Raw genomic sequence first — 22,397 nt, 5'->3', positions numbered from 1 at the left:
CTGCGCCGCGTCCATGGCGAGGACGACAGGGCATGAAAAGGCCCCACCTCCACTGAGGTGATGGCCCGCGCGGTGCGATCACGTGGGAAGCTCACGGCAACCGGAACCTCTGATTTCACAAGAGATGGCGGTCGCCCCTCCGACGCTGTCGGCACTACCGCGCCGGCGGGGCTCCTGGTCCAGCCGCCGAGCAACCGGCGGAACGTGTCAGCTCTGCTTGACAGGGCGCAGCATCACGGAGAACACGGGAGAGTCCGCGAAGGGCTTCTGGTCGCCGATCTTTCGATAGCCCCATGCCTCATATACAGCCTGCACGGCCCCGTCTCCGTTCGCCGGATTCACGAGGAGTGTCACCCGCTGTTCCGCCCGGTGGGTCAGCCACGCTTCGTGGAGTTGCCATGCGACACCTCGGCCCCGCCAAGGCTTACGGACCACGATCTCGTTGAGTGCGACGGTACGGTTTCCGTCTTCGGTGGTCGTGTCCTCGGACAGTGGCGTGAGCATGCTGTTCCACCATCTGGTGTCGGGTGCAAGGGTGGTGCCGAAGCAGAAGCCGACGGGCTCACCATCCTCGTAGCCCAGCACCGCAGTCCAGCCGGGTCGGGACGCATAGGACGACAGCCGCTCGTCGAATCGGTCGACGTCGTAGAACGGGCCTGTGAGTCCGAAGTCGCGGTGTCGGACCTCGACGTGGATGTCGAGTATCTGTTGCCGGATCTCGGGAAGGTCCGCAGCAACGAAGTGCTTTACGTCGACCGTACTCACAGTGATTTCTCTCCTTCGGTGAAGCGCTCTTGCCACTCGATCACGAACCCTGCCCCGGGTGCCAACCGGTGAAGCGTGCGGTCGAATTGGCGTAGAAGTCTCCCGTTCCTTCCGGCCATTAGCGGTTCACCCTCTTCTGGCAGGAGGGGCAGCGCAGTGGCCACGGCCTGATCCGCCTCGCCCTGGGCGAGTTGGGCCAGCGCCAGTTGGATGGAGTAGTAGGTGCGGTTGCGGTGGAACTCTGGGCGGAGCAGCGACAGGGTACGGTGCAGACGGGCCTCGGACTCGTCGTGCCGGCCGATCCGCCCCATGACGAGGGCGGCCAGGCCGTCCAGTTCTGCGCGGTCGAAGAAGGACATCCATGCAGGTCGTTGTTCTTCGAGGTCGGCCCGCTCGTACGTCTGCTCGGCATGGGCCAGGGTACGCAAGGCTGCGGAGTCCTCACCCGCCGCGGACTGGATCCCGGCGAGGCGTGCGCTGGCCAGGGAGCGGAAGAGGGCGTCGCTGCGGCACACGTGCGAGCGCCTGCCGGCCTCCGCCGCTGCCAGAGCGTCATGCATGTGCCGCTGCTGGAAGGCAAGCAGAGCCGCGTGTCCCCACAGCCGCATGTGCATCTCGCTGCTGCCCGCCATGCCGGACAGCGTCATAGCCTTGTGCAGGTGTCCTTGAGCTCGCTGGGTCTCCTGCGCCTCGACGGCGGCCCAGAGTGCGGTGCCTGTGAACGCGGCCGCCAGGTAGTACAGACGGCGGCGGACGCGGGCGCTGGCCTGGCCCACTGCTTGCAGGTCCAGGGCGTGCTGGGCGTGTGCCAGGGCTCGTGTCTCCAGCCGGATGCCGGTACTGCTGCCTTCGTTGTCGCCCTTGACCAGCTCGGCGAAGTTGCGTTCCAGCCTGTCGGCGTCACTCATGCCCAGCCGTGCTGATCCGTTGGAAGGGACCGCGGGCAGAAAGGCGGCGGCGGTCAGAGACGCCGTCGCTGTGGTGAAGGTCCGTCGCCGCACTGGGTCCTCCGAAGGTGCTCGCTCTCGTGCAGCGGGAGGGACGAAGCCCAGTTGCTCCGCTGGCACGCCGAATTCTTCTTCGAGAACGACGCGTTGTCTTGCCTGCGGCCAGCGAGTTTTTCCGGTTAACCAGTTCCGGACGTGGCGGTCGGTGAGCTTGCCGGGGCGGCCCGTCAGCGCGCCGAGCCTGGTGTTGAGTCGGTCCGCCAGCTCGGCCTGCTTCATTCCTGCTTTCTCCAGCCGAGCTGCAAGGTGCGGGTTCCCCGTCATGGCGTCAAGGTAGCCGCGTCCACCGTCCCTGAGCATCCTCGTCGGTAAAAATTTCCGGTCGTACGCCAACGAAGCCTCAGCGGAATTGCCTGTCCACCGTCGGTAGTTGGGCGGTTACCTGTGTGAGGCAGGCGCTCCCCGCGTGATCGCTGGAGGGGCCCGCCATCGACAGGAAAACGTCCGCGCAAGGCGTCAGCGGAGACACCGTCATCAAGGGGGTCCAGTGAACGGCACAGCAGCGTTAGCACAGGAAGCACCCCCGGTCCGTCCCAGGAACCCGAATGTCCCGCCGTCGACGTGGGAGCCCCCGATGCAGGTGGCCGGCCTGGAACGCGTCCTGAATGCGGCCCGGCGGTGGGAGCCCGTGGACTGGGATGAGGTCAACGAGGGGCTGGACACCGTCCTCGGCGACGACGACCACCCGGTGGCCTTTCTCCCCAACTACGACACGGCCGAGGAACTGGCTCAGCGCTTCCGCGGCGCCCTCATGCAGCTGGTGAACCGCGCCCTGCTCGACAGGGCGGAGGAGAGGGACACCGAGGCCGCCCGACTGATCGTGCTGGCTCGTGCAGTGCGGGTCGAAGAGCTGTCCGGCGACCCACGCAAAGCCGTTGGTCTCCTTCGACGCATGGGATCGATCACTACCGATCTGGTCTACCGCCTGGAGCGCCTCGGTGTCGTCGAGGGTGTGAGCGGATGCTGACCGCTCCGGCTTCCCCATCGTCCCGAAACGGCCGAAGAGGGCCCCACCCGCACAGCCCCTCCGAGAGGGCGAGCACCGTGTGCCAGCACGAACCCCGATGCCCCACCGCCCAGGCCCCCGATCGTGAGGCCGCGAAGGTCGTCACCCGGGCCCACGCTCAGGGCTGGGCGGTGTTGTGCAACGACGTGCTCGTCTTCGACGACACCGGCGAGCTGCTGCCGGACGGCCGCGTCATCGCACCGCGCCGGCCCGCCGCCTAGAACGACCATCCAGCGCCCTTGAAGTGACGGTGGGCAGCCGGACGGCTCAACTCCCCGGCGTGCCCCGCGCCGACCAACGCACCATCAGCCCGCAACCCCTCGGCGCGCGGGCGCCGAGAAGGAGACCCACGTGGATACCGTCCCCGGCATGACCGACACCCCCCAGACCCCACCCGTCTCCGAGCAGGAGCTGCGCAACCAGATGGTGCGGCACCTGATCGAGACAGGAGCCGTCCGCAGCCCGCAGGTGGTAGCCGCGTTCCGCGCGGTCCCCCGGCACCTCGCCGCGCCCGAGGTGGAGATGGAGAAGGCGTACAACGCCGAGTCCGCGCTGATCACGAAGACAGACGAGACAGGCGTAGACATCAGCTCGGTGTCGGCGCCCCGCATCCAGGCCATGCAGATCGAGCAGGCGGATATCCAGCCGGGGATGAACGTCCTGGAGATCGGTTCCGGCGGGGTGAACGCCGCCTACCTCGCCGAATTGGTCGGAGAGCACGGCCACGTCGTCACCGTGGACATCGACCCCGAAGTCACCCAGCGCGCCGTAGGCTTCCTCAAGGAGACCGGGTACCGGAACGTCACCATCATCACGGCCGACGGCGGCAGCGGCGCTATCGACTTCCAGCCCTTCGACCGCATCATCGTCACCGTTCAGGCTGCCGACATCCCGTCGTCGTGGCTGCACCAGCTCACCACGGGCGGCAGGCTCGTCGTTCCACTGCGCATGCGCGGCCTAACCCGCACCGTCGCCTTCGTGCGCGACGACCACCGGCTGATCAGCGACGGCTTCGAGTTGTGCGGCTTCGTCCCAATGCAGGGCACCGGTGAGAACCGCATGCAGGTGGCCCTCATCCACGACGTGCAGGGAGAGGAGATCGGCCTGCGCCTGGACGACCACCCCCAGCCGGACACCAAGGCCCTGACGGAGGCACTGCACATGCCGCGCCACGAGGCGTGGTCGGCGGTGATGCTCGCCGGTGACGAGTCCAACGAGCACCTGGACCTGTGGCTGACGACCGCGCTGGACAACCTGCCCCTCATGGCGGCCAAGCCCGCCGCGCGGCAGCGTGGCCTGGTCGCCTCCGCCTCGCCCCTCGGGATCCCCACCCTCGTGGACGGCGACAGCTTCGCCTACCGCACCGTGCGACGCACCGAAGACCCGGACCGGTTCGAGCTCGGCGCGATCGGGCACGGACCACGCGCCCAGGATGTCGCCGAACGGCTGGTCGCGGAGATCCAGACGTGGAACCGCGAGCACCGCGGCGACCGCGCGCACATCGAGGTCTACCCGGCGGGCACGCCGGACGGCCAGCTTCCCGCGGGCCGGGTCGTCGACCGGCCGCACTCGCGGATCACGATCTCCTGGCCGTGACGCTGCCGGCGTCACAGCCAGGTTGGCAGAGCACATCCACCCCTCTCACTACGAGGAGAACGAGATGGCACCGCAGAGCACCAGCCTCCCCCTGAAGACCGCGACCGACTTCACGGCCGACGGCGGGTCAGACTTCGACCTCCACATCGAGACCATCGCGTCCGTGGCTGTGCCCGGGGCGCTGCTGAACGACACCGGCGACGGCTGCGGCGCGACCTGCCAGTCCGCCTGCTCCAACAGCACCTGCATCGGCGGCTGACACTGCCGCACCGGGGGCCGGCCTGCCAGACCGGCCCCCGAACCACCGCGACCACGAAGGAGGCACAGCCATGTACCACGCAGTTGACGCAGGCATGATCAGAGTGTCTGCATTCCCTCTGTCGGCGGCACTGCCTCCCTGGCCTGACCTGGACGGTGACACCCCGGCCGACGTGACCCGGTGGAAAGAGTGGATCGCCCAGGTCTGGGCCGACGACACCCGGACTTCCGCGATCGAGATCGCCAGTCCCCTGCTCGTCAGGTCCATCCGCCAGGTCCTCGAGGACGAGCCTCAGCGGCCGCGAACCGTCCGGCGCACTGCCACGTCTCTGGCTCGCTACCTGCTGCGGATGCAGTACCGCGCCACGCCGTTCGGGCTGCTCGCCGGGCCGGCGCCCCTGCGCATCGGCCCGTCGGCGCGAGTCGAGTGGAACGGCGGGCATCGCGCCTTCGCGCGAGCCGACTCCCAGTGGCTGCACGACGTCGTCGCAACCCTCGAACACGACCCGCATGTCTTGCGCCGGCTGCCCGTGATCGTCAATCCCGCGTGCACCGTACGAGGCGGGCACGTCACGGTGCTGCACCAGCCGGGAGTCGACGGCCCTACCGACACCAGGCTGCGGCGCACCCCGGCCGTCGTATCCGTGCTGGATATGGCCCGAAGCGAGATAACGGTCGGCGACCTCGCGGACAAGCTGGTGAGCGAGTATCCCGACGCCCCGCCCCTCATGGTCCAGAACATGTTGCGCGACCTCGTCGCCCATCGCGTCCTGCTGAGCAGCCTTCACGCACCCATGACGTGCGATGACGCGCTGGGCCATCTCATCGACCAGCTCGAGGCCGCGGACGTAGCCACGACCACGTCGCGGCAGTTGCGGCAGATCCGTAATCTCCTCACCTGGCACGACAGTGGCCCCGTGCACGAACAAGGGGCCCTGCGTGCGCAGGCCACAGAGAGGATGATCGCGGTCACCGACATCGTCGACCGGACGCTCGTCGTGAACCTGCGGCAGGACTGCGACATCGTCTTGCCCGAGGTAGTGACCCGCGAGGCCGAGAAGGCGCTGGAGGTCATGGCGCGGATCACGCCGTTCCCCAGCGGCTCCCCTGCTTGGAAGGACTACCGCGTCCGCTTCCTGGAGCGCTACAGCTTGGGCGCCATTGTGCCGCTCCTGGACCTCATCGACCCGGACACCGGTCTCGGCTACCCCGTCGGCTACCGCGCGACGATGCTGAAGCGGCCGGTGCTGGCCGCCACCCGCCGCGACGAACACCTCCTCGGCCTCGCCCAGGATGCGGCGCTCAGCCATCAGCGCGAAGTCGTACTGGCTCCAGAAGACATCACGGCTTTATCCCTGGGCGAGCCCGGCCCGGTACCCGCGCACATCGAGCTGTGCTTCAGCGTGCTGGCCGCCTCCGCCCAGGACGTGGAGCGAGGCGACTTCAAGCTATCCACCGTGGGGCTGTCCCTCGGCGCCGGCACCACCACCGGGCGCTTCCTGACCATGCTGGAGAGGCCGGACCGGGAACGGATGATCGCCGCCTACGCCAGCCTGCCCACCCTCACCGCCGGAGCGGGCCGCGGCCAGGTCTCCAGCCCGCCCCTGCGGGTGCCGACGCGCAACGTCGGCCGAGCCCCGGCCGTCGTATCCAACGTATTGTCCGTCGGCGAACGCAACCCCGACGCTGCCCTCAAGGCGGATGACCTCGGCGTCGTCGCCGATGCGCAACAGCTCTACCTGGTGTCGCTGGCCACCGGCCAACCGATCGAGCCCTCCATCATGAACGCCGTCGAACTCAGCAACGCCACCCACCCCGCGGCCCGCTTCGTGTCCGAACTCCACCGCTCACACACCGTAGTTCTGCTCCCCTTCTCCTGGGGCGCTGCTGCGCAGTTGCCGTTCCTGCCCGCCATACGAGTCGGCCGCACCATCCTGTCCCCCGCCTGCTGGCGGCTCCGCACCCGAGACCTCGACGGGGGTGGACCTTGGCCCGTCCGCTTCACCAACTGGCGTACCCGCTACGGCGTCCCCCGGACCGTATACCTGGGCAGCGACGACCAGCGGCTCCGCCTCGACCTCGACGTCCCAGCCCATGGGCATCTGCTCCGCGCCGATGTGGACCGCGAAGGCGCCGTGGTACTGCACGAGGCACCGCCGGAGGACGCGTTCGGCTGGGTAGGACGCGCGCACGAGGTGACAATCCCGTTCGCCGCCGGCCAGACCCCTGTCCCCGCGCCCGCATACCGCCGCGACGCTGTCGTGAGCCGGGACGCAGGCCGGCTTCCCGGCGCCTCCCCCTGGGCGTATCTGAAGCTGTACGGCAACCCCGACCGGGCCTCCGAGGTACTGAGTCCCCACCTGCCACGCCTGTTATTGGAGTTCGGCTCTCAGGCGCCGGACGTCTGGTTCAGCCGCTATGCCGACCCCGACAGCCACCTGCGGCTGCGCCTGCGCCTCCCGTCTCCCGAGGCCTTCGGTGAGGTCGTGCAACGGACCGCGGCATGGGCGACCGAGCTGCGCAGCGAAGGTCTCATCCAGCGAGTGCAGTGGGATACCGATACACCCGAGACCGGCCGGTACGGCACCGGGATCGTCCTGGAGGCCGCTGAACGCTACTTCGCCGCTGACTCCGCCGCGGCCATCGCTCAAATCGTCATGCCCGTGCCCGACAGCCACAAGCCAGCCGTCACCAGCGCCAGCCTGGTGGACATCGCCACCGCCTTCCTCGGCTCTCCCTCGGCCGGCCGGACCTGGCTGACGACGAACTTCCTGAAGAACGAGGGTGACGCGAGCCCCCGCGACGTCCAAGCCCTGGCCGTCCGCCTTTCCGGCGCGGACTCCGACCAGGCCGCCGCCCTGCGGGCACTTCCGCGCGGCACTCACGTGGCCGACGTATGGGCGCTGCGCCGAAGGCGCCTCGGCGAATACCGGCACGCCCTCGAAGCGGCCGCCACGGACCCCTCCGGGGTGCTGCCGTCCCTGCTTCACATGCACCACAACCGCGTTGCGGGCATCGACCAGGATGCCGAAGCGGCCTGTCGCCGTCTGGCCCGCACCGCCGCACTGTCCTGGACCACCCGCGCAGAAGGAGCCCCGCGGTGACCACCGTCCCGCTCGACATGAACCCCGCCACTCGGCAGTCCCTGGCACGCGGCCCGCTCGGCACCGCCCTCCTCGACATCGAGCGAGCCCACGCCGGGCTCGCCAGCTTCCAGGTCGCACATCGGAAACTCGCCGGAGCAGGTCCGCTCATCGACGGCCACGACGCCAACCTGTTCGTCGGCGCTCCCGCGATGACGTACGTGCTACAACTGGCCGCCGTCGGCAGTGACCGCTACGTCGGGGCTCTCCGTACCCTGGACCACATCGTCGCGGCGCACGCCCGGCGCCGCCTGGCCGCGGCGCACACACGCATCGACCAAGGGGTCCACACCACCTTCGCCGAGTACGACCTCTTCCGCGGGCTGACGGGCATCGGCGCCCTCCTGCTGCGTCGACAGCCCGAGGGCCAGGAGTTGCGCAGCGTGCTGGAGTACCTGGTCCAGCTCACCGAGCCGGTGACCGGCGCCGGTGGGCAGGTACTGCCCGGCTGGTGGGTCGGCCACGCGCCGGCGAACAACGCGGCAGCGACCCCGGGCGGGCACGCCAACGCCGGCCTCGCCCACGGCATCACCGGCCCCCTCGCGCTGCTCGCTCTGGCCAAGCGCCGCGGCATCACCGTGGACCGGCACGAACTCGCCATGTACCGGATTCTGCGCTGGCTGGACGGCATCCAACAGACCGACCACCACGGAATCCGCTGGCCCCGCTGGGTCAGCAAAACCGGGCAGGCCCCCACCCTGAGTGCCGCGCCGTCCTGGTGCTACGGCACCCCCGGCATCGTCCGCGCTCAGCAGCTCGCCGCCATCGCCCTCGACGACAGCGACCGTCAACGCATGGCCGAGCGCGCCCTGCTGTACTGCCTGGCCGACTCCCGGCAACTCGACCAGCTCACCAGCCGCGGCTTATGCCATGGCGTCGGAGGTCTGATCCGCACCGTGCAGCGCGTCGCCGCGGAGACCGAGACCTCTCGGCCGTTCCACGACTGGCTCCTTCGGGCGCCCGAACGGTTCCTCGCCGCCCCAGCACCGCAGGAGCCCGGCTTCTTGGAGGGCGCGGCCGGCGCCTCCCTCGCGTTCATGAGCGCCGAGCCCGGCGCCGTGACCGCGACGGACTGGGACGCCTGCCTGTTGCTGAACTAGGAGGAACCCAGATGCAGCAACACGACACCAACCCAGTCGAGGTCGCCGTCCTAGCCGTCCTCGGCGGCATGCCCATCGAGGAAGCGGCCCGACGCGTACCGGCACCCCCAGCCCTCCTGGCCGACGCAGTCCAGCGCTACCAGGCCGCCGGCCGTGCCGCGCTCGCGCACCCAGCAACAGGCTGGTATCAGGCAAACGTCACCTTCGCCGACTACCCGTCCGCCGCTCGGACGTTCCGCACCTACCTCCTGCCCTCCCTCAGCGAAGGCGAGGTGAGCGCCTGGTGGTTCGTCCGGAAATACCCCTGCTGGAGGCTGAGGGTCCAACCCGCGCCAGCCGCGCACATGGAGGACACCATCGGTCGCGTGCAGCAGGCACTGGACTCGGCTGTCTCCTGGGGCGTCGTGAAAGAGTGGCGGACCTCCATGTACGAGCCGGAGACCATCGCGTTCGGCGGGTTGGCGGGGATGGCCATCGCCCACCGTCTATTTCACACCGACAGCGCAGGGGTACTCACCTACGACCAGGTGGCCGAAGGGCGCCCGGGCGGGTTGCTCGACGCCAAGGCCACATCCCTGCTCATACTCGCCCTCTTCCTACGTGCCGCAGGCCTTGAGTGGGGTGAACAGGGAGACGTGTGGGGTCAGGTCGAGGCCAGACGGGCGCTGCCCGCTGACGTATCCGCCGACAAGGTCAACGCCATAGTCGACGCGATGCGGAAGCTCCTCACACTCGACGCCGGCCCCTTGCTCGCTGACGGTCCGCTGTCGGCGTTGACGGACTGGACGACAGGCATGGAGCACGGCGGAAAGGCCCTGGCGGACGCGGCAGGGGCAAAGCAACTCGGCCTCGGCCTCCGCACCATCCTGGCCAGGCACATCATCTTCCACTGGAACCGGATGGGCTTCACGACCCAGCAGCAGGCCATCTGGTCCCGAGCGGCGCGCGAAGCAGTGCTCGGTCAGTGAGGCAGCGGCCGCGCGGCAGCTGCACCACCCGCTCTACAAGGAGGGCGGCCACCACCGCTGCCGGGATCGCCTCGGGGAGCGCGCGGGACTGGTCAGCGACGTAAGCGAGCACGGTGTGCATCGGGTGCCAATCGGGTCGGCCTTCCGCCTCGTCATGGATCCGGGTACGGCCCCGGACAGGGGCCAGAGTGCAACGAGTTCGATCGGCTTGCCTCTCTGGTGTCCTCCGGCCCACACGCGAAGCGGTAACGCGCCCGCCGCGGGTCCTGCTCCCACCAGGTAGATTCGGGTCTGTATGGTGAGTGGCTCTGGCGCACGCCACCAACCACCAGCACGAGTTCGCAGCGCACTGTGTGGGCGACACGGCGCAGCGAGCACTCCTCGACGGGGCGATCGCTCTGGCCTGGACCGGAGCGGACCGGGTCTCGCCGATTGGGCGAGCCGCGATGTGAAGCCTCCGCTTGTGAGCCGCGCCTCCCGCGACCGGGCCGGCCGCCGAGGCGACGGCTCCGCGCCCACAGCGCGATCGCCCGGGCGCCTTGGGCCGGATCGGTGTATGCCTCGCGGATCAGCGCGGATGACTTCCTCTACCTGTTCTTCGGCCGTTCGGAGGCCGCGCGGCAAGCGGGCAAAGCCTTCTGGGAGCAGCGTCACCAGCGAGTTAACCAGGAACCGCTGAGCTCCCCCGAACTCATGAACGCGCAGGCGGAGGCGGCCCACGGCTACGCGCCGATGCGACCGGGCGAGACGCCCTTCGTCTACCTGAACGCGATCACCCAGCCGACGCTGGTCGTCAACGGCGAGAACGATGTGATGATCCCCTCGATCAACTCCTGGCATCTCGCCCAGAACATTCCCGACGCTCAGCTGATCATCTACCCCGACGCCGGGCACGGAGCGCAGTTCCAGTACCCCGAGCGGTTCCTGAAGCACGCGGTCCAGTTCATCGACGAGTAGCTTCGACGGCGCAGTGCCGGGACCGCAGGCCGTGAGGGTGCCAGGCCGACTGGCGAACCGTCACGGCGGTTCCGGGCCGAGCGGCGGCCTTCCAGGTCTCGTTGCGCACGGTGTCGTGCAGGCGCGGGGCGCGCAGCCCATGGCGGGGCGGTCCGAATGTGGTCCTCGTCCCGGCCTCCGTCGGAACGTGTTGGGCCGGTGCCCGAAGCGAACACCGACCGTGTGCCCGGCAGCGTCGGTGAAGCGCGGTCAGACGCCGGCCGTGGTGGCCCCGTGGACGGCCAGCCGGCGCTGAGGGCGCAGGGCCTGCGCCCGTCAGGCCGACCGCTCATCGTCAGATCCGCCTCGCCGAGCACAACCCGGTCCTATGGCTGGTGACCGACGGGATCGAGACCGCGGTCCCCCGGACAACCGGAAGATCGACGGTGTAGCGCAAGTCGTCTTCCAGTCGGCGCTCGCGACCTGCACGGACGCAAGCAGACACAGCTGGCCTGGGTGGACGCGATCAACGTGTGCGACCACACCTCACTCGCCTCAGCCAAAGCCCAGATCAACCGGGCATTCCTCCCCCTGGTCGCTGCCGCGCTGCCGATCGGGCTGTTGCCGGGTCGAGCGGCCGATGTCGTCGGCGGCTCGGCGAACTGGGCGGTGCACACCTCCTCGACGCCGGTCAGCTGTTTCAACGCCATGGATCGCGGGGGCCCGACGTGGAAAGATACATGTCAGGACCGAAGGACATGCTCAGGCGTCCGTGCCGCGCAGGTCCGGGTACAGCGCCTCGACCGGGCCGCTCAGAGCCGCCTTGACCTGAGCGGTCAACTCGTCGGCCAGGACCTCGTACTCGCCGGCTTCGACAGCGTCGTAGACCGTCGTCACGAGCTGGGCCGGCTCCATCTTGGGTCCGTCGGCGTGCGCGGCCATCCGGGTGTCGACGTAGCCCATGTGCACACCCGTCACGTGGACGCCCTTGGGTGCGAGCTCGATGCGCAATGAGTTGGTGGCCGACCACAGTGCGGCCTTGGCCGCGCTGTAGATGCCGCCGAAGGCGTACCAGCTGGCGACGGAGTGCACGTCGACGAGGACTGACGCCGGCTTGGCCGTGAGGATCGGTGCGAAGGCGCGGGCGAGGAGGACGGGTCCGAAGAAGTTCGTCTCCATGTTCGCCCGGATGTCCGCCTCGGTGACGTCCAGCAGGCTCGCGCTCGGCGGGTTCGCGCCCGCGTTGTTGACGAGCACGGTGACGTCCGCCGCGGCGGCGACGGCCGCGTCGATCGACGCGGGGTCGGTGACATCGAGAGTCAGGGGGACGATGCGTTCGTCGTCCCAGGTGCGGGGGGAGCGGGCGGTGGCGTAGACCTTGGCGGCGCCGCGAGCCAGGGCGTCGTGGACGAAGTGGGTGCCGATGCCGCCGTTGGCGCCGGTGACGAGGACGACTGCTCCATCGAGGGAGGGCATGTGGTGTTCCTTCTTTCCAACGGGTGTGGTTCTTTGGCCGGTCGGCCACCGGCGGTGTGAACGGCGGGAGGCGTGCGCGGTGCGCCACCGCATCAGCTTCCCCGAGTGCGGAGACACCGAGCCCGTGAACCATCCGGTGTCGGACGGTCTTCGGCCGGGTGGATTCCGGCGGACCGGCGCCGCTGTCGCGGCCGCGGGCCTCTCGCGCAGAACCCGGGCTGCCGACCGGGCGGCATCAGGCGCACCGGGATCTACGTGTGGGGCGCTTCTGGTTCCCCGTGGCTGTCAGCCGGTCATCCGGTTGAGTTTGCGGACGCTCTTGTCGAAGGCGCGGGCGGGGACGATGCGGCGCAGCACGCTCACGCGCGCGGCTATCGAGCCGGCGGGGTAGCTCAGTTTCGGCTTCGTTGCGGTGGCCGCTGCGACGATCACCTTGGCGATCGCGGCGGGATGGTCACCGCCCTTCATCTGCTCCTGCACCACCTCGTCGAAGACGGCCCGCTGGCGTGCGTAGACCGGCAGTGGGTTGTCGGCCTGGACCATGTTCTGGTCGAAGGGGGTGTTGATGGGGCCGGGCTGGACGCGCAGCACCCGGATGCCCTGCTCGCGGACCTCGTGGTCCAGGGACTCGGAGTAGCCCTCGACCGCGTGTTTGGTCGCGACGTAGATGGCCATGAAGGGGTTGGGGACGAACCCTCCTACGGAGGAGACGTTGATGATCCGTCCGCGTCCCTGGCCGCGCATGTGCGGCAGGACGGCGTTGGTCATGCGCATGAGGCCGAAGACGTTGACGTCGAAGAGGTACTGCGCCTGGGCGACGGAGATCTCCTCGGCGGCACCGTTGGCGCCGACCCCGGCGTTGTTGACCAGGACGTCGATGCGTCCGAACCGCTCGATGACCTGCCGGACGAGGCTGTTGACCGAGTCGTCGCTGGTCACGTCGAGGGGGAGGAACGTCACGCCGCGCGTGGTGTCCCCTGTCGCCTTCCGGCTCGTTCCGACCACGTCGAACCCGGCGTCGACGAGGGCGCGCGCCGCTTCCTTGCCGACACCCGAGGACGCGCCCGTCACGAGCGCCACCGGCCTGTTTGCTGTCATGACTATCTCCTGGCTCTTTTAAATTACATTCATACTTTAATGAGGGTAGCCGGATTCCGGGCATCCGAGAAGAGACACCGCCGGCCGGCCGCGCCGTGCAGCAGGGTCAGACAGCCTTGAGCTGCCCGCCGTCGATCACGTAGTCCGCACCCGCGACACTGCCGGCGGCGCCGGACAGGAGGAAGGTGATGAGGGATGCCACTTCCTTCGGCTCGACCAGGCGGCCGGTGGTCATGCCGATCGCTGCGGGCGCCTGCTCGACGAAGGTGGCGATGTCCATTCCGAATGCCGCCGCGATCTGCCCGCCGAACTTCTCCGGGCTGTCGTAGATGGAGCTGCGCACCAGCCCGGGAGAGACGGTGTTGACCCGCACCCCCTGGGGGCCGAACTCGTCGGCCAGGGCCTTTCCGAGTGCGGTGAGTGCCGCTTTGGCGGTGGAGTAGGGGACGGGGCCGAGACCCGGCAGGTGGGCGACCAGCGAGGACACGTTGACGATCGCGCCCTTGCGCTCGATGAGACTGGGGAGGGCGGCCCGGCTGACCCGGACGGTGCTGAACAGGTTGATGCCCAGGATGGACGCCCACTGCTCGTCGTCGGTGTCGAGGAAGCCCTTGACGGCGAGGTCGTCGCCGCCGCCGACGTTGTTGACCAGCAGGTCGATACCGCCCAGCTCGGCCAGGGCCGTGTCGATCAGGGTGCGCGCGCCCTCTGCGGTGCCGAGGTCGGCGCTCACCGTGATGGCTCCGGTCTTCTTGAGCTCGCCGGTGATCGTGCGGGCGGCGCCGAGGACACGGACCCCCTCGGCCGTCAGCGCCTGGACGGTGGCCAGTCCGATGCCACGACTGGCTCCGGTCACGACGGCGGTCTTGTTCGCCAGGTCGAAGTTCATGATCAATCCTTTTTTGAATCGTAGGTACAAAATCTGGCCGCAGGTGGTCCGTGCACGATCAGGCCGGTGGCAGGGGTCAGATGAGGTCGACGGTGGTGTCGATCACCCTGCGGAGGCGGTCCGGTCCCGACTCGACGCGGGCCGTGAGCTTCATGCCGTTCACGGTGTTCAGCAGCAGGCTGGCCAGGGCCTTCGCATCACGCCCGGGAGCGATCTCCCCGGTACGCTGCCCCTCTTCGATCAGGGCGCAGAACGCGCCCTCCATGCGGTCGAACATGCCCTGCACCTGCGCCGTCACAGCCGCGTCCGTGCGGCCGAACTCCATGGCACTGTTCAGTGCCATGCAGCCACGGCGGTCGGGGTCGGCGAGGTCCGTCTGGGCGATGAAGTGCAGCGCCTCACGCAGCCGCTCCTTGACCGGCCCGGAGCCGTCCAGCAGCTGCGCCACGGTCGCGTTCTGCAGATCGAGGTAGCGGCGCAGTGCCAGGTCGAACAGCTGACGCTTACCGCCGAAGGCGTTGTACAGGCTGCCCTTGCCGATCCCCAGGGCGTCAACCAGGCCTTGAGGTGTGGTGGCGCCGTAGCCGTGACGCCAGAACACCTGCATCGCCTGCTCGACCGCCGCGTCCGGATCGAATTGCTTGGGCCTTCCCATGACACCCACCGTAAGCTTTTCTGTACCTGCGGGTCAAATATCGGTCGGTCCGTGACCCGCAGGCCGGCGAGCTCCCTGAGGAGCAGTGCCTACGGCGCCGGCTCAGCGCCCAGGAGACTGAGGGCGCCGAACCAGAGGATGCCCGGGTTGATGCGCTCGGGATGCAGGCGCCGCATCTCCTCGAAGAACTCCGTCGGCGTGGGCGAACCCTGCAACAGCCGGTCCGCGTCGTCGAGGTAACGCCGGGTGCGGTGGATGTCGGCGGGGTCGTCCGGGCGGGCGGGGTCCTTGTGGCCGGCCACCACGAACTGGGGGCCCAGCGCCGTGACCTGGTCCAGGGCGCGGCGCCACGCGTCGAGGCCTCCGCCCGCGGAGTCGGACAGCGCCGGGTGCACGCCGTTGTAGACGACGTCACCGGCCACGGCCAGCTTCAGGCTCGGCACCCAGAGCACGGTCGTGTCGTCGCCGTCGCTGTGCCCGACCTCGACGGGGATGAGCGCGTGGCCCTCCAGGCTCAGCCCCTCCTCCCCGACGACCCGCACATCGACCGGGCCCGTCGGGATCTGGCCCGGGAACAGGGCCTCCCAGAAGGGTGCGCGGGCCTCGGGCGTGGACAGGGCGGTCATGTGGGCCTTGGTTCCCGCCGTCGCACGGACCACCGCGTGGGGAAAGCGTTCGAGCAGGACGGGAACGCCGAGCCAGTGGTCGCCGTGGCCGTGCGTGATGTAGATGTCCGTGAGAGTGCGGCCGGTCTTCTCCACCCAGGCCAGCACCTCGCGGGTGGTGTCGGTGGTGAAGGGCGGGTCGACGAGGATGGCGTCGTGCTCGCCGTAGATCAGCGTCGTCGCGATCGGCGACCACACCATCGCCTCCCCGTCGGGAAGGTTCAGGGTGCCGCTGCTCTGCGCGATGGCGGGTGTCACGAAGACGTCGTAGCGCAGTCCGGTCATGGATCTGTCCTCTCTGGGTGCAGCGAACCGGTGGCCGTCAGAACATCGTGTTGGCGTTCGCGGCGGTCTCCGGCACGTCCTGCGAGGCGTCCCAGTGCTCGACGATCTTTCCGTCCCGCACCCGGAAGAGGTCGATGACCGACGTGCCGCGCTCGCCGGGCGTGTTGACGACGTGGAGGTGGGCCGCCACCAGGTCGCCCTCGCCGATGACCCGCTTCAGGCTGATCTTCAGCTCCGGGAACTCTTCGGTGTACGCCTGCAGCCCGGCCTTCAGCTCCGCCGCGCCGGCCGGGACGCCCGGGTTGTGCTCGTGCCGCTCGGGGCTCATGTACGCGTCGATGGCGCTCAGGTCCTTCTTCACCATGAGCCGTTCGACGTAGTCGGTGACGATCTTCTTGTTGTACGCGGTGAGCCACGGCTGCGCGGGCTTGCGGGTCCGCGGCTCGCTGAGGGTGGAGAACAGGTCGTGGCCGTCGGCCGTGGCAGCGGGCACCTGCTGCAGGATGTCCCAGTGCTCGGCGATCTTCCCGTCCTGGAAACGGAAGAGGTCGAAGACCGCGAGCTCAGGGACGTCGGGGTTGCCGGGGACCAGGACGCCATGGGAGTGCAGGAGCACCATGTCACCGTCGGTGACGGCCCGCTTCTCCTCGTACGTGGCGTCCGGGTACTGCTGCTTCCATGCGGCGCCGAAGGCCTTCATGGCGTCGGGGCCGTCGGCGGCGAGCGGGTTGTGCTGGATGTAGTCGGGCCGGATGTACCGGTCGATGACACTCGTGTCGCCCGCTTCGAAGGCGGCCCGCAGCACCCTGGCGACGAGTTCCGCCGGCCGGGACCCCTCCACCGTCAGCACGATCTTCCCGGTGGTACGCCCGGTCTCGCCCAGAGCGTGCGCCTTGGCGGCCTCGGCGAGCGGGAAGACGGCCTCGACGTGGGCGCGCAGGGCACCGGCCTCGACGAGGGCGGCGATGGCCCGCATGCCCACCTGGTCGGCCTCGACGAGGAGGGACTCGAAGCGGATGCCCAGCTCCGCGATCCTCGCGAGCTCGTCCGCCTCGACGGGAACGGGCAGGATCGACACGAGGGTGCCGCCCGGACGCAGGACGGCCAGGGAGCGGGCACGGGCCGCGGAGTCCAGGGAGATCGGGTCGAGAACCACGTCGATGTCCGTGAGTACTTCGGTGAAGTCGACCGTGTGGTAGTCGATGAGCTCGTCGGCTCCGAGGGAGCGCAGGAAGTCGTGCTTGCCGGCGCTGGCGGTCCCGATGACGTACGCGCCGCGGGACTTGGCGATCTGGACGGCGAGATGGCCGACGCCGCCGGCGGCCGCGTGGATGAGGACGCGCTGGCCGGGCTGGACGTCGGCGGTGTCGACGAGGGCCTGGTAGGCGGTGAGGGCGGCGAGCGGGAGGGCGCCGGCCTGGACGTGATCGATGCTCTCGGGCTTGCGGGTGAAGGCCCGGGCCGGTCCGGTCACGTACTCGGCATGGGCTCCGACGCCGTGCGGGTAGGGCAGCATGCCGAAGACCTCGTCGCCCGGCTTGAACAGGGTGACGCCCACACCGACGGCCTCGACGACTCCGGAGACGTCCCAGCCCAGGACCAGCGGCATGCGGTCGATGGTCAGGGGCTGTGCGCGGTTGTACCAGTCGGTCGGATTGACGCCGGCCGCGCGGACGGCGACCAGGATCTCGCTCGGGCCCGGCACGGGACGGGGAACTTCGACCACCTGGAGAACCTCGGGGGAACCGTGGCTCTCCTGGCGGACGGCACGCATGGTGGGGGTGTTGGAATTCGTCATGCGCTCAGCCTCGCCGTCAGCCCTCGTTCGACACCATGGCATGAATGCCAATTTTCAACGGGATCACGCCACGGCACACCGTGCCAGGTCGTCTTTCCGGCCGTCGACGACGAACCCCCAGGTGAGAGGCCACGGGGTCTGGCGCCTTAGGCAACCCGACGGTTGGCGAGTGGACATGGCGCCCGGCTGCTGCGGGGCGGCCCTGGTGCACTGCTTTCAGTGGCACGAGCGGTCCCGGGGGGAACGATGGGCCGTGCGGTGGGCCGCAGCGCTGACAGCGCCGAGAGGTACGCCCGACCGCTACTCCACTCCCCCGCGCCAGGCTTCGCTCGCGTGGGAGGCCCCCATCACGACGGAGACGATCTTCTGTCCCCGGATACGCCGTCAAGTCGGTTGCGAAGCAGGCAGGGCAGAACCATCGGCTACCGGGGACCAGCCCTTGGCTCTCTGGGGGGCGGACTCGCCGGAAATCTCGGGCCACGGAGTAATCTCCCCGCAGGCGGGGCGAAACCCGGTCTGCGAGATGCAAGTCCGAGAGGCGGACACCTGCGGCTCTCGCGTTCACGCATACCCACCCGGATGCCACAAGCTCCAGGTGGGTACCTTCTTGCTCCGGACCGGGGCGCGTCGACGCCCAGTCGTGAGGCACCCACGTCGTTGCGCCCTGCCTCGGACGGGTCTCGTAACTGGCGGGTCCTGACCGGTCAGATCTTGATCTTCTCGCGAACCCAAGCACCGATCTGCACGATGGCAGCGTCGGCCCCCGGAACGCGGCTGGCGCCGAAGACGTACGAATGCTGGCCTCCGGGGACCACCACGGTCACCGTGTCGATTCCGGCGTCCTTGACGCGGGCAGCGAACTCCTCGTCCTCGCCGGCCAGAACCTCGTACGTTCCCCAGGAGACGAGAGTGGGGGCAGACCACTCGGGTCCTCCCGGTTCAGGTTGATCCTGGTGTCCGTGAACGCGATGCCCGCGCCGCCGACCCAGGACTCCCAGAAGAACTCCAGCATCTCCTTGCTGAGGATCTTGTCCGTCTCGGCGTTGGTCTCCATGGTCTCGTTGGAGATTTCGAGGTCGCATCAGGGAGAGGTCGACACGATGGCACCAGGCAGAGGCCGCTTCTTGTCGCGGAGGCGAAGCGCCAGCGCGTCGGCGAGGAACCCGCCGATGGAGTGGCCGATCGTGACGATGTTCCCCAGCTCATACTCTTCGGAGAGCAGCCAGTTGAAGGCCGTCTCCGCATCGTCCAACTGGACCAGGTACTTGTGCTCAGGCGCCCGCCGGAAGTCCAGGACCAGTACGGGAGCCCCGGCAGCCTTGGCGATATGGCCTGCGAGCTTTCGGTCGACGAATGCCGTCGGCACAACCGAACCGCCGGCATGACCGCGCAGGATGACGTAGTACCGGAGCCGACCGGTTCGCACCAGATCCCCGGAACACCCCCGGCATCCACCTCCCGATAGGTGACGCCTTCGGCTCCTGGGCCGGAGTTGGATGCGGCGCTCTCCACCCGGGTGCGCGTCGCATCCAACTCCGGCTCGGGAACCCTCAGTCCGGCCATCCAGTCGGCAGATTCGATCGCTTGTCGGCTCAGCTCAACTGCGGCGTGATCAGACACGGCTCCTCCATGGGGCCTTTGTCAGGCGCACCCGGCCGTCGAGGTCCTTCCCTTTCGTGAACGCGTCAGGAGCGAGGACCTCTTGAGGGCGTGCAGCCGATCCGGACATCACATACGTACGCTGAGTTCGTTGATCAACCCACCGTTCCGGGCTGCAACAGGGTGGGCACGCGCAACCGGACCGTTGCGGCGGTCATGGCTCACCGACCGTCAGAACATCGTGTTGTCGTTGGCGGAGGCCTCCGGCACGTCCTGCACCACGTCCCAGTGCTCGACGATCCTTCCGCCCCGCACCCGGAAGAGATCCACGACCGCCTGGCCCCGCTCGCCGGGCACGTTGACGGTGTGGCTGTGAACGGCCACCAGGTCGCCCTCGGCGATCACTCGCTTGGGGGTGGCCACCAGCTGCGGGAACTGCGCGTAGTAGGCACCCAGTCCGGCCTTCGCGCCCGCCACGCCGTCAGGGATGTAGGGGTTGTGCTGGTGATACTCGGGGCCCACGTAGGCGTCGATGGCGGACAGATCCTTCTTCACCAGGTACTGCTCGACGAACGCGGTGACCAGCTTCTTGTTGTGCTCAGTGAGCCGCGCGGGGCCGGGCGCCTCGGTCTGCGGCCTGCTGAGCGTGGAGAACATGTCGTTGCCGTTGGCCGTGGTCGCCGGCACGTCCTGCACGACGTCCCAGTGCTCGGCGATCCTCGCACCTTGGAAGCGGAATATGTCGAACACGGCGATACCGCGCGTGCCGGGGGTCAGGACGACGTGGGAGTGCACGAGCACCAGGTCACCCTCGGAGATGACCCGCCTGATGTCGAACCTGGCATTCGGGTACTGCCCTCGGAAGGCGGCCCCGAAGGCTTTGAGCGCCTCGGCGCCGTCGGGGGCCAGCGGGCTGTGCTGGATGTAGTCCGGTCGTACGAAACGGTCGACTACCGAGGTGTCGCCCCGCTCGAACACGCCCCTCATGACCTGGACGACGACAGCCTTCTGATAGCCGAGGCGGGCACTCTCGCCGTGCCCGACTACGGGGATCCCCGCCGCTTGTCCGAGGCCGGGAGCCCGAGAGAGTGCGGCAGCCGTGGAGGGGACGGCGGCCGCGGTGAGAGCGACGGCCATGATCGCGGCGGCGAGGGTACGACGGCGGACGGACGTGGTGGTGTTCACAGGGCTCACTTCTTCGAACTCGGGGGAACCGTAGGCATCTTGGCCAATGACCCGCATGGTGGCGGTGTTCGTCATGCGTTCAGCGTGACTGCCGCCGCCGTTCGATACCATGGCATGAAAGTCAACTTTCGACGGGATCGTGCCATGTCTCGTATTCACCGCATCGTCGTTCTGGCCGTCGACGGGGTATACCCCTTCGAACTGGGCATTCCCAGCCGGGTCTTCGGGGCCGCAGAGGGCCGTTACGAGGTCCTCACCTGCAGCGTCGACGGCCGTCCGGTCCGCACCAACTCCGATTTCTCGATCACCGTCGAGCACGGCCCGGAGGTGCTGCACACTGCGGACACCGTCGTCGTCCCGCCCTTCGTCACCACCGCCGTCACCAGGGAAGTACCGCATGCCGTGGTGGAGGCACTCGCGTCCAGGGCTCCCGGCGCCCGCCTCGTGTCGATCTGCACCGGCGCCTTCGTCCTTGCCGCCGCCGGGCTCCTCGACGGACGGCCGGCCACCACCCACTGGGTGGTCGCGGACCTCTTCCGCGCCTGGTTTCCCCAGGTCTCACTGGACCCGAACGTCCTGTTCATCGACGACGGGGACGTGCTGACCTCGGCCGGCGCCGCTTCCGGGCTGGATGTCTGCCTGCACCTCATCCGCAGGGATCACGGCAGCGAGGTCGCCAACCAGGTCGCCCGGATGTGCGTCACGCCCCCGTGGCGTGACGGAGGACAGGCGCAGTACATCCAGCACCCGGTACCCGAGACCACCAGCGGCACGGCCCCCACCCGGCAGTGGGCACTGGAGAACCTGCACGAGCCCATGACCCTGGCCGACCTCGCCGAGCACTCCCACATGAGCCTGCGCACCTTCGCCCGCCGCTTCACCGAAGAGGTGGGCATGAGCCCGGGACGCTGGCTGATCCAGCAGCGCGTCGAGCGGGCTCGACACCTCCTGGAGACCACCGACCTCCCGGTGGACGAGATCGCCGGCCAGGTCGGCTTCGGTGGCGGGACCTCGCTGCGCGAACACCTGCACGCCGCCATCGGCGTCTCCCCCATCGCCTACCGGCGCACCTTCCGCGGCGCCCTGTCACCCAGTCCTCGCACCGCCTACGCCGCCGTCTGAGCGGCAGACGACCTTGGTCTTCATCCCCGACGGGGCGCAGTTCGTCACCGGTCTCGGCTACAGGAGTGTCGCTGCCTTGTGCCGTCGAAGACGCACACCGATCGCGGGACGACTCCTGACACGGTGGGCGGCAATACATAGCCCGCCCTCCTTGTGACCACCGAGGGGTCGCCCTCGGTGATACGCCTCGGGCCGAGGAGCATCACCGATGTCGGCTACAGGCCGATGCGGACGGGGCCACCGGTGTCCGATATGCCGTCGAGCACCGAGGCCGGAACGCAGACGGCGCGACCGGGGGCCACGGGCCGGGCAAGGGTGCGCCGGGCGAGCACACGGCCGTCCTGACGGATGGCCACCTTGAGGAGACGGACGAACTCGGCACTCCACAACAGCAGTCGGCCTTGTGCGGGCGCAGAATCTGCGATGCGACCCAGCTGAAGGGAGCGTCGGCTGTCAGGGGACACCGTCACCGGCTGGCGCCTACCGTGCAGGCGGTCGACGGCCGGATGGGCAACGGGCCAGCCGTCGAGTGCGGCGACGTCGGGGTGCCGACGGGGTACAGCAGATTGCCGACGGCGAAGACGACGGGGCGGCTGGTGAGCAGGCGGGAGACCATCCGGATCAGCGCAGGAGCAACCGATCCTGGGCGCCTTCTACATCTCCGCCAGACCGCGGGCGATGGAACGGTTCGGCGTGAACCAGGATGGCCTCCCGCCGGGTGGTGTAACCGGCCAGGGCACCGCAATCCGCAGTTCGGGGGCGGTGTCTCTGCCAGCGACTGATCAACTCGCCTCAGCGGGACGCCTCGCGGACTACCGCCTCTCCGGAGATCGTCAGGGCCTTGCG

The 22,397-nt window shown here is 68.9% G+C and carries 19 protein-coding genes and 2 pseudogenes; 9 read left to right on the top strand and 12 right to left on the bottom strand.

The features are described 5' to 3' along the window. Positions 1-207: 207 nt before the first annotated feature. Together ACZ3KP_RS03000 and ACZ3KP_RS02995 are read right to left on the bottom strand one after the other, a co-directional pair. A complete protein-coding gene (locus ACZ3KP_RS03000; RefSeq protein WP_387140940.1) occupies positions 208-765 on the bottom strand; it encodes a GNAT family N-acetyltransferase in 558 nt (185 codons plus the stop codon). Next, positions 762-2,036 carry a hypothetical protein gene (locus ACZ3KP_RS02995; RefSeq protein ID WP_387140937.1) on the bottom strand — a complete coding sequence of 425 codons (1,275 nt, stop codon included), beginning with the start codon at positions 2,034-2,036 and terminating at the stop codon, positions 762-764. Before ACZ3KP_RS02995 ends, ACZ3KP_RS03000 begins: the two co-directional genes overlap by 4 nt. A gap of 310 nt (positions 2,037-2,346) precedes the next feature. Here ACZ3KP_RS02995 and ACZ3KP_RS02990 point away from each other — a divergent pair, with 310 nt between their 5' ends. From ACZ3KP_RS02990 to ACZ3KP_RS02955, 8 genes are all read left to right on the top strand, one after another. Further along, entirely contained in the window at positions 2,347-2,739 is a 393-nt protein-coding gene (locus ACZ3KP_RS02990; RefSeq protein WP_387140934.1) for a DUF6415 family natural product biosynthesis protein, read from the top strand. A gap of 77 nt (positions 2,740-2,816) precedes the next feature. Next, entirely contained in the window at positions 2,817-2,999 is a 183-nt protein-coding gene (locus ACZ3KP_RS02985) for a DUF5999 family protein (protein ID WP_387140932.1), read from the top strand. Positions 3,000-3,147: 148 nt separating this feature from the next. Next, positions 3,148-4,374, top strand: coding sequence for a methyltransferase, FxLD system (gene fxlM / locus ACZ3KP_RS02980; protein WP_387140929.1), 1,227 nt, complete (start codon positions 3,148-3,150; stop codon positions 4,372-4,374). A 64-nt stretch (positions 4,375-4,438) separates the two neighbouring features. Next, a complete protein-coding gene (locus ACZ3KP_RS02975) occupies positions 4,439-4,633 on the top strand; it encodes an FxLD family lanthipeptide (protein WP_387140926.1) in 195 nt (64 codons plus the stop codon). 70 nt (positions 4,634-4,703) lie between these two features. Next, complete coding sequence (locus ACZ3KP_RS02970) at positions 4,704-7,736, top strand: lantibiotic dehydratase (RefSeq protein ID WP_467495827.1); 3,033 nt, start codon at positions 4,704-4,706, stop codon at positions 7,734-7,736. After that, positions 7,733-8,875 (top strand): lanthionine synthetase C family protein, encoded by a 1,143-nt coding sequence (locus ACZ3KP_RS02965; RefSeq protein ID WP_387140921.1) that lies wholly within the window; start codon positions 7,733-7,735, stop codon positions 8,873-8,875. The genes ACZ3KP_RS02970 and ACZ3KP_RS02965 overlap by 4 nt, the downstream gene beginning before the upstream one ends. A gap of 11 nt (positions 8,876-8,886) precedes the next feature. Then, a complete protein-coding gene (locus ACZ3KP_RS02960) occupies positions 8,887-9,843 on the top strand; it encodes a thiopeptide-type bacteriocin biosynthesis protein (RefSeq protein WP_387140918.1) in 957 nt (318 codons plus the stop codon). 552 nt (positions 9,844-10,395) lie between these two features. Beyond that, positions 10,396-10,800 (top strand): alpha/beta fold hydrolase, encoded by a 405-nt coding sequence (locus tag ACZ3KP_RS02955; protein WP_387140912.1) that lies wholly within the window; start codon positions 10,396-10,398, stop codon positions 10,798-10,800. Positions 10,801-11,541: 741 nt separating this feature from the next. Here the strand turns inward: ACZ3KP_RS02955 and ACZ3KP_RS02950 are convergent. The 10 genes and pseudogenes from ACZ3KP_RS02950 to ACZ3KP_RS02905 form a co-directional block, all read right to left on the bottom strand. Continuing rightward, positions 11,542-12,255 (bottom strand): SDR family oxidoreductase, encoded by a 714-nt coding sequence (locus ACZ3KP_RS02950; RefSeq protein ID WP_467495825.1) that lies wholly within the window; start codon positions 12,253-12,255, stop codon positions 11,542-11,544. A gap of 285 nt (positions 12,256-12,540) precedes the next feature. Further along, on the bottom strand, positions 12,541-13,353 hold the full coding sequence (locus ACZ3KP_RS02945; RefSeq protein ID WP_381161678.1) for an oxidoreductase: 813 nt from the start codon (positions 13,351-13,353) through the stop codon (positions 12,541-12,543). A gap of 106 nt (positions 13,354-13,459) precedes the next feature. Then, positions 13,460-14,242, bottom strand: coding sequence for an SDR family oxidoreductase (locus ACZ3KP_RS02940; protein ID WP_387145373.1), 783 nt, complete (start codon positions 14,240-14,242; stop codon positions 13,460-13,462). A 76-nt stretch (positions 14,243-14,318) separates the two neighbouring features. After that, the gene (locus tag ACZ3KP_RS02935; RefSeq protein WP_387145376.1) at positions 14,319-14,897 is read right to left on the bottom strand and encodes a TetR/AcrR family transcriptional regulator; all 579 of its coding nucleotides are present in this window, start codon (positions 14,895-14,897) and stop codon (positions 14,319-14,321) included. A gap of 89 nt (positions 14,898-14,986) precedes the next feature. Then, complete coding sequence (locus tag ACZ3KP_RS02930; RefSeq protein ID WP_387145379.1) at positions 14,987-15,847, bottom strand: MBL fold metallo-hydrolase; 861 nt, start codon at positions 15,845-15,847, stop codon at positions 14,987-14,989. A 37-nt stretch (positions 15,848-15,884) separates the two neighbouring features. Further along, positions 15,885-16,652 (bottom strand): annotated as a pseudogene (locus ACZ3KP_RS02925) (nuclear transport factor 2 family protein); the annotation flags it as partial. 30 nt (positions 16,653-16,682) lie between these two features. Then, a pseudogene (locus tag ACZ3KP_RS02920) lies at positions 16,683-17,621 on the bottom strand (NADP-dependent oxidoreductase); the annotation flags it as partial. 844 nt (positions 17,622-18,465) lie between these two features. Then, entirely contained in the window at positions 18,466-18,699 is a 234-nt protein-coding gene (locus ACZ3KP_RS02915) for a hypothetical protein (protein ID WP_387145382.1), read from the bottom strand. Between the two features lie 27 nt (positions 18,700-18,726). After that, positions 18,727-19,071, bottom strand: coding sequence for an alpha/beta hydrolase fold domain-containing protein (locus ACZ3KP_RS02910; RefSeq protein WP_387145384.1), 345 nt, complete (start codon positions 19,069-19,071; stop codon positions 18,727-18,729). A 404-nt stretch (positions 19,072-19,475) separates the two neighbouring features. Then, positions 19,476-20,504 (bottom strand): nuclear transport factor 2 family protein, encoded by a 1,029-nt coding sequence (locus ACZ3KP_RS02905; protein ID WP_387145387.1) that lies wholly within the window; start codon positions 20,502-20,504, stop codon positions 19,476-19,478. Between the two features lie 69 nt (positions 20,505-20,573). Here ACZ3KP_RS02905 and ACZ3KP_RS02900 point away from each other — a divergent pair, with 69 nt between their 5' ends. After that, complete coding sequence (locus ACZ3KP_RS02900) at positions 20,574-21,551, top strand: GlxA family transcriptional regulator (protein ID WP_387145390.1); 978 nt, start codon at positions 20,574-20,576, stop codon at positions 21,549-21,551. Positions 21,552-22,397 lie beyond the last annotated feature (846 nt).

Source organism: Streptomyces sp. NPDC020958 (genome assembly GCF_055562175.1).
The sequence above is the reverse complement of the archived record's forward strand: the minus strand, read 5'-3'. Positions and strand labels throughout refer to the sequence as shown.

Excerpts from the sequence above, each read along its gene's own strand:
- ACZ3KP_RS02995 (WP_387140937.1), bottom strand. The coding sequence starts at position 2,036 with ATGACGGGGAACCCGCACCTTGCAGCTCGGCTGGAGAAAGCAGGAATG.
- ACZ3KP_RS02990 (WP_387140934.1), top strand. The coding sequence starts at position 2,347 with ATGCAGGTGGCCGGCCTGGAACGCGTCCTGAATGCGGCCCGGCGGTGG.
- fxlM (WP_387140929.1), top strand. The coding sequence starts at position 3,148 with ATGACCGACACCCCCCAGACCCCACCCGTCTCCGAGCAGGAGCTGCGC.
- ACZ3KP_RS02975 (WP_387140926.1), top strand. The coding sequence starts at position 4,439 with ATGGCACCGCAGAGCACCAGCCTCCCCCTGAAGACCGCGACCGACTTC.
- ACZ3KP_RS02970 (WP_467495827.1), top strand. The coding sequence starts at position 4,704 with ATGTACCACGCAGTTGACGCAGGCATGATCAGAGTGTCTGCATTCCCT.
- ACZ3KP_RS02960 (WP_387140918.1), top strand. The coding sequence starts at position 8,887 with ATGCAGCAACACGACACCAACCCAGTCGAGGTCGCCGTCCTAGCCGTC.
- ACZ3KP_RS02950 (WP_467495825.1), bottom strand. The coding sequence starts at position 12,255 with ATGCCCTCCCTCGATGGAGCAGTCGTCCTCGTCACCGGCGCCAACGGC.
- ACZ3KP_RS02945 (WP_381161678.1), bottom strand. The coding sequence starts at position 13,353 with ATGACAGCAAACAGGCCGGTGGCGCTCGTGACGGGCGCGTCCTCGGGT.
- ACZ3KP_RS02940 (WP_387145373.1), bottom strand. The coding sequence starts at position 14,242 with ATGAACTTCGACCTGGCGAACAAGACCGCCGTCGTGACCGGAGCCAGT.
- ACZ3KP_RS02935 (WP_387145376.1), bottom strand. The coding sequence starts at position 14,897 with ATGGGAAGGCCCAAGCAATTCGATCCGGACGCGGCGGTCGAGCAGGCG.
- ACZ3KP_RS02930 (WP_387145379.1), bottom strand. The coding sequence starts at position 15,847 with ATGACCGGACTGCGCTACGACGTCTTCGTGACACCCGCCATCGCGCAG.
- ACZ3KP_RS02915 (WP_387145382.1), bottom strand. The coding sequence starts at position 18,699 with ATGGAGACCAACGCCGAGACGGACAAGATCCTCAGCAAGGAGATGCTG.
- ACZ3KP_RS02905 (WP_387145387.1), bottom strand. The coding sequence starts at position 20,504 with ATGACGAACACCGCCACCATGCGGGTCATTGGCCAAGATGCCTACGGT.
- ACZ3KP_RS02900 (WP_387145390.1), top strand. The coding sequence starts at position 20,574 with ATGTCTCGTATTCACCGCATCGTCGTTCTGGCCGTCGACGGGGTATAC.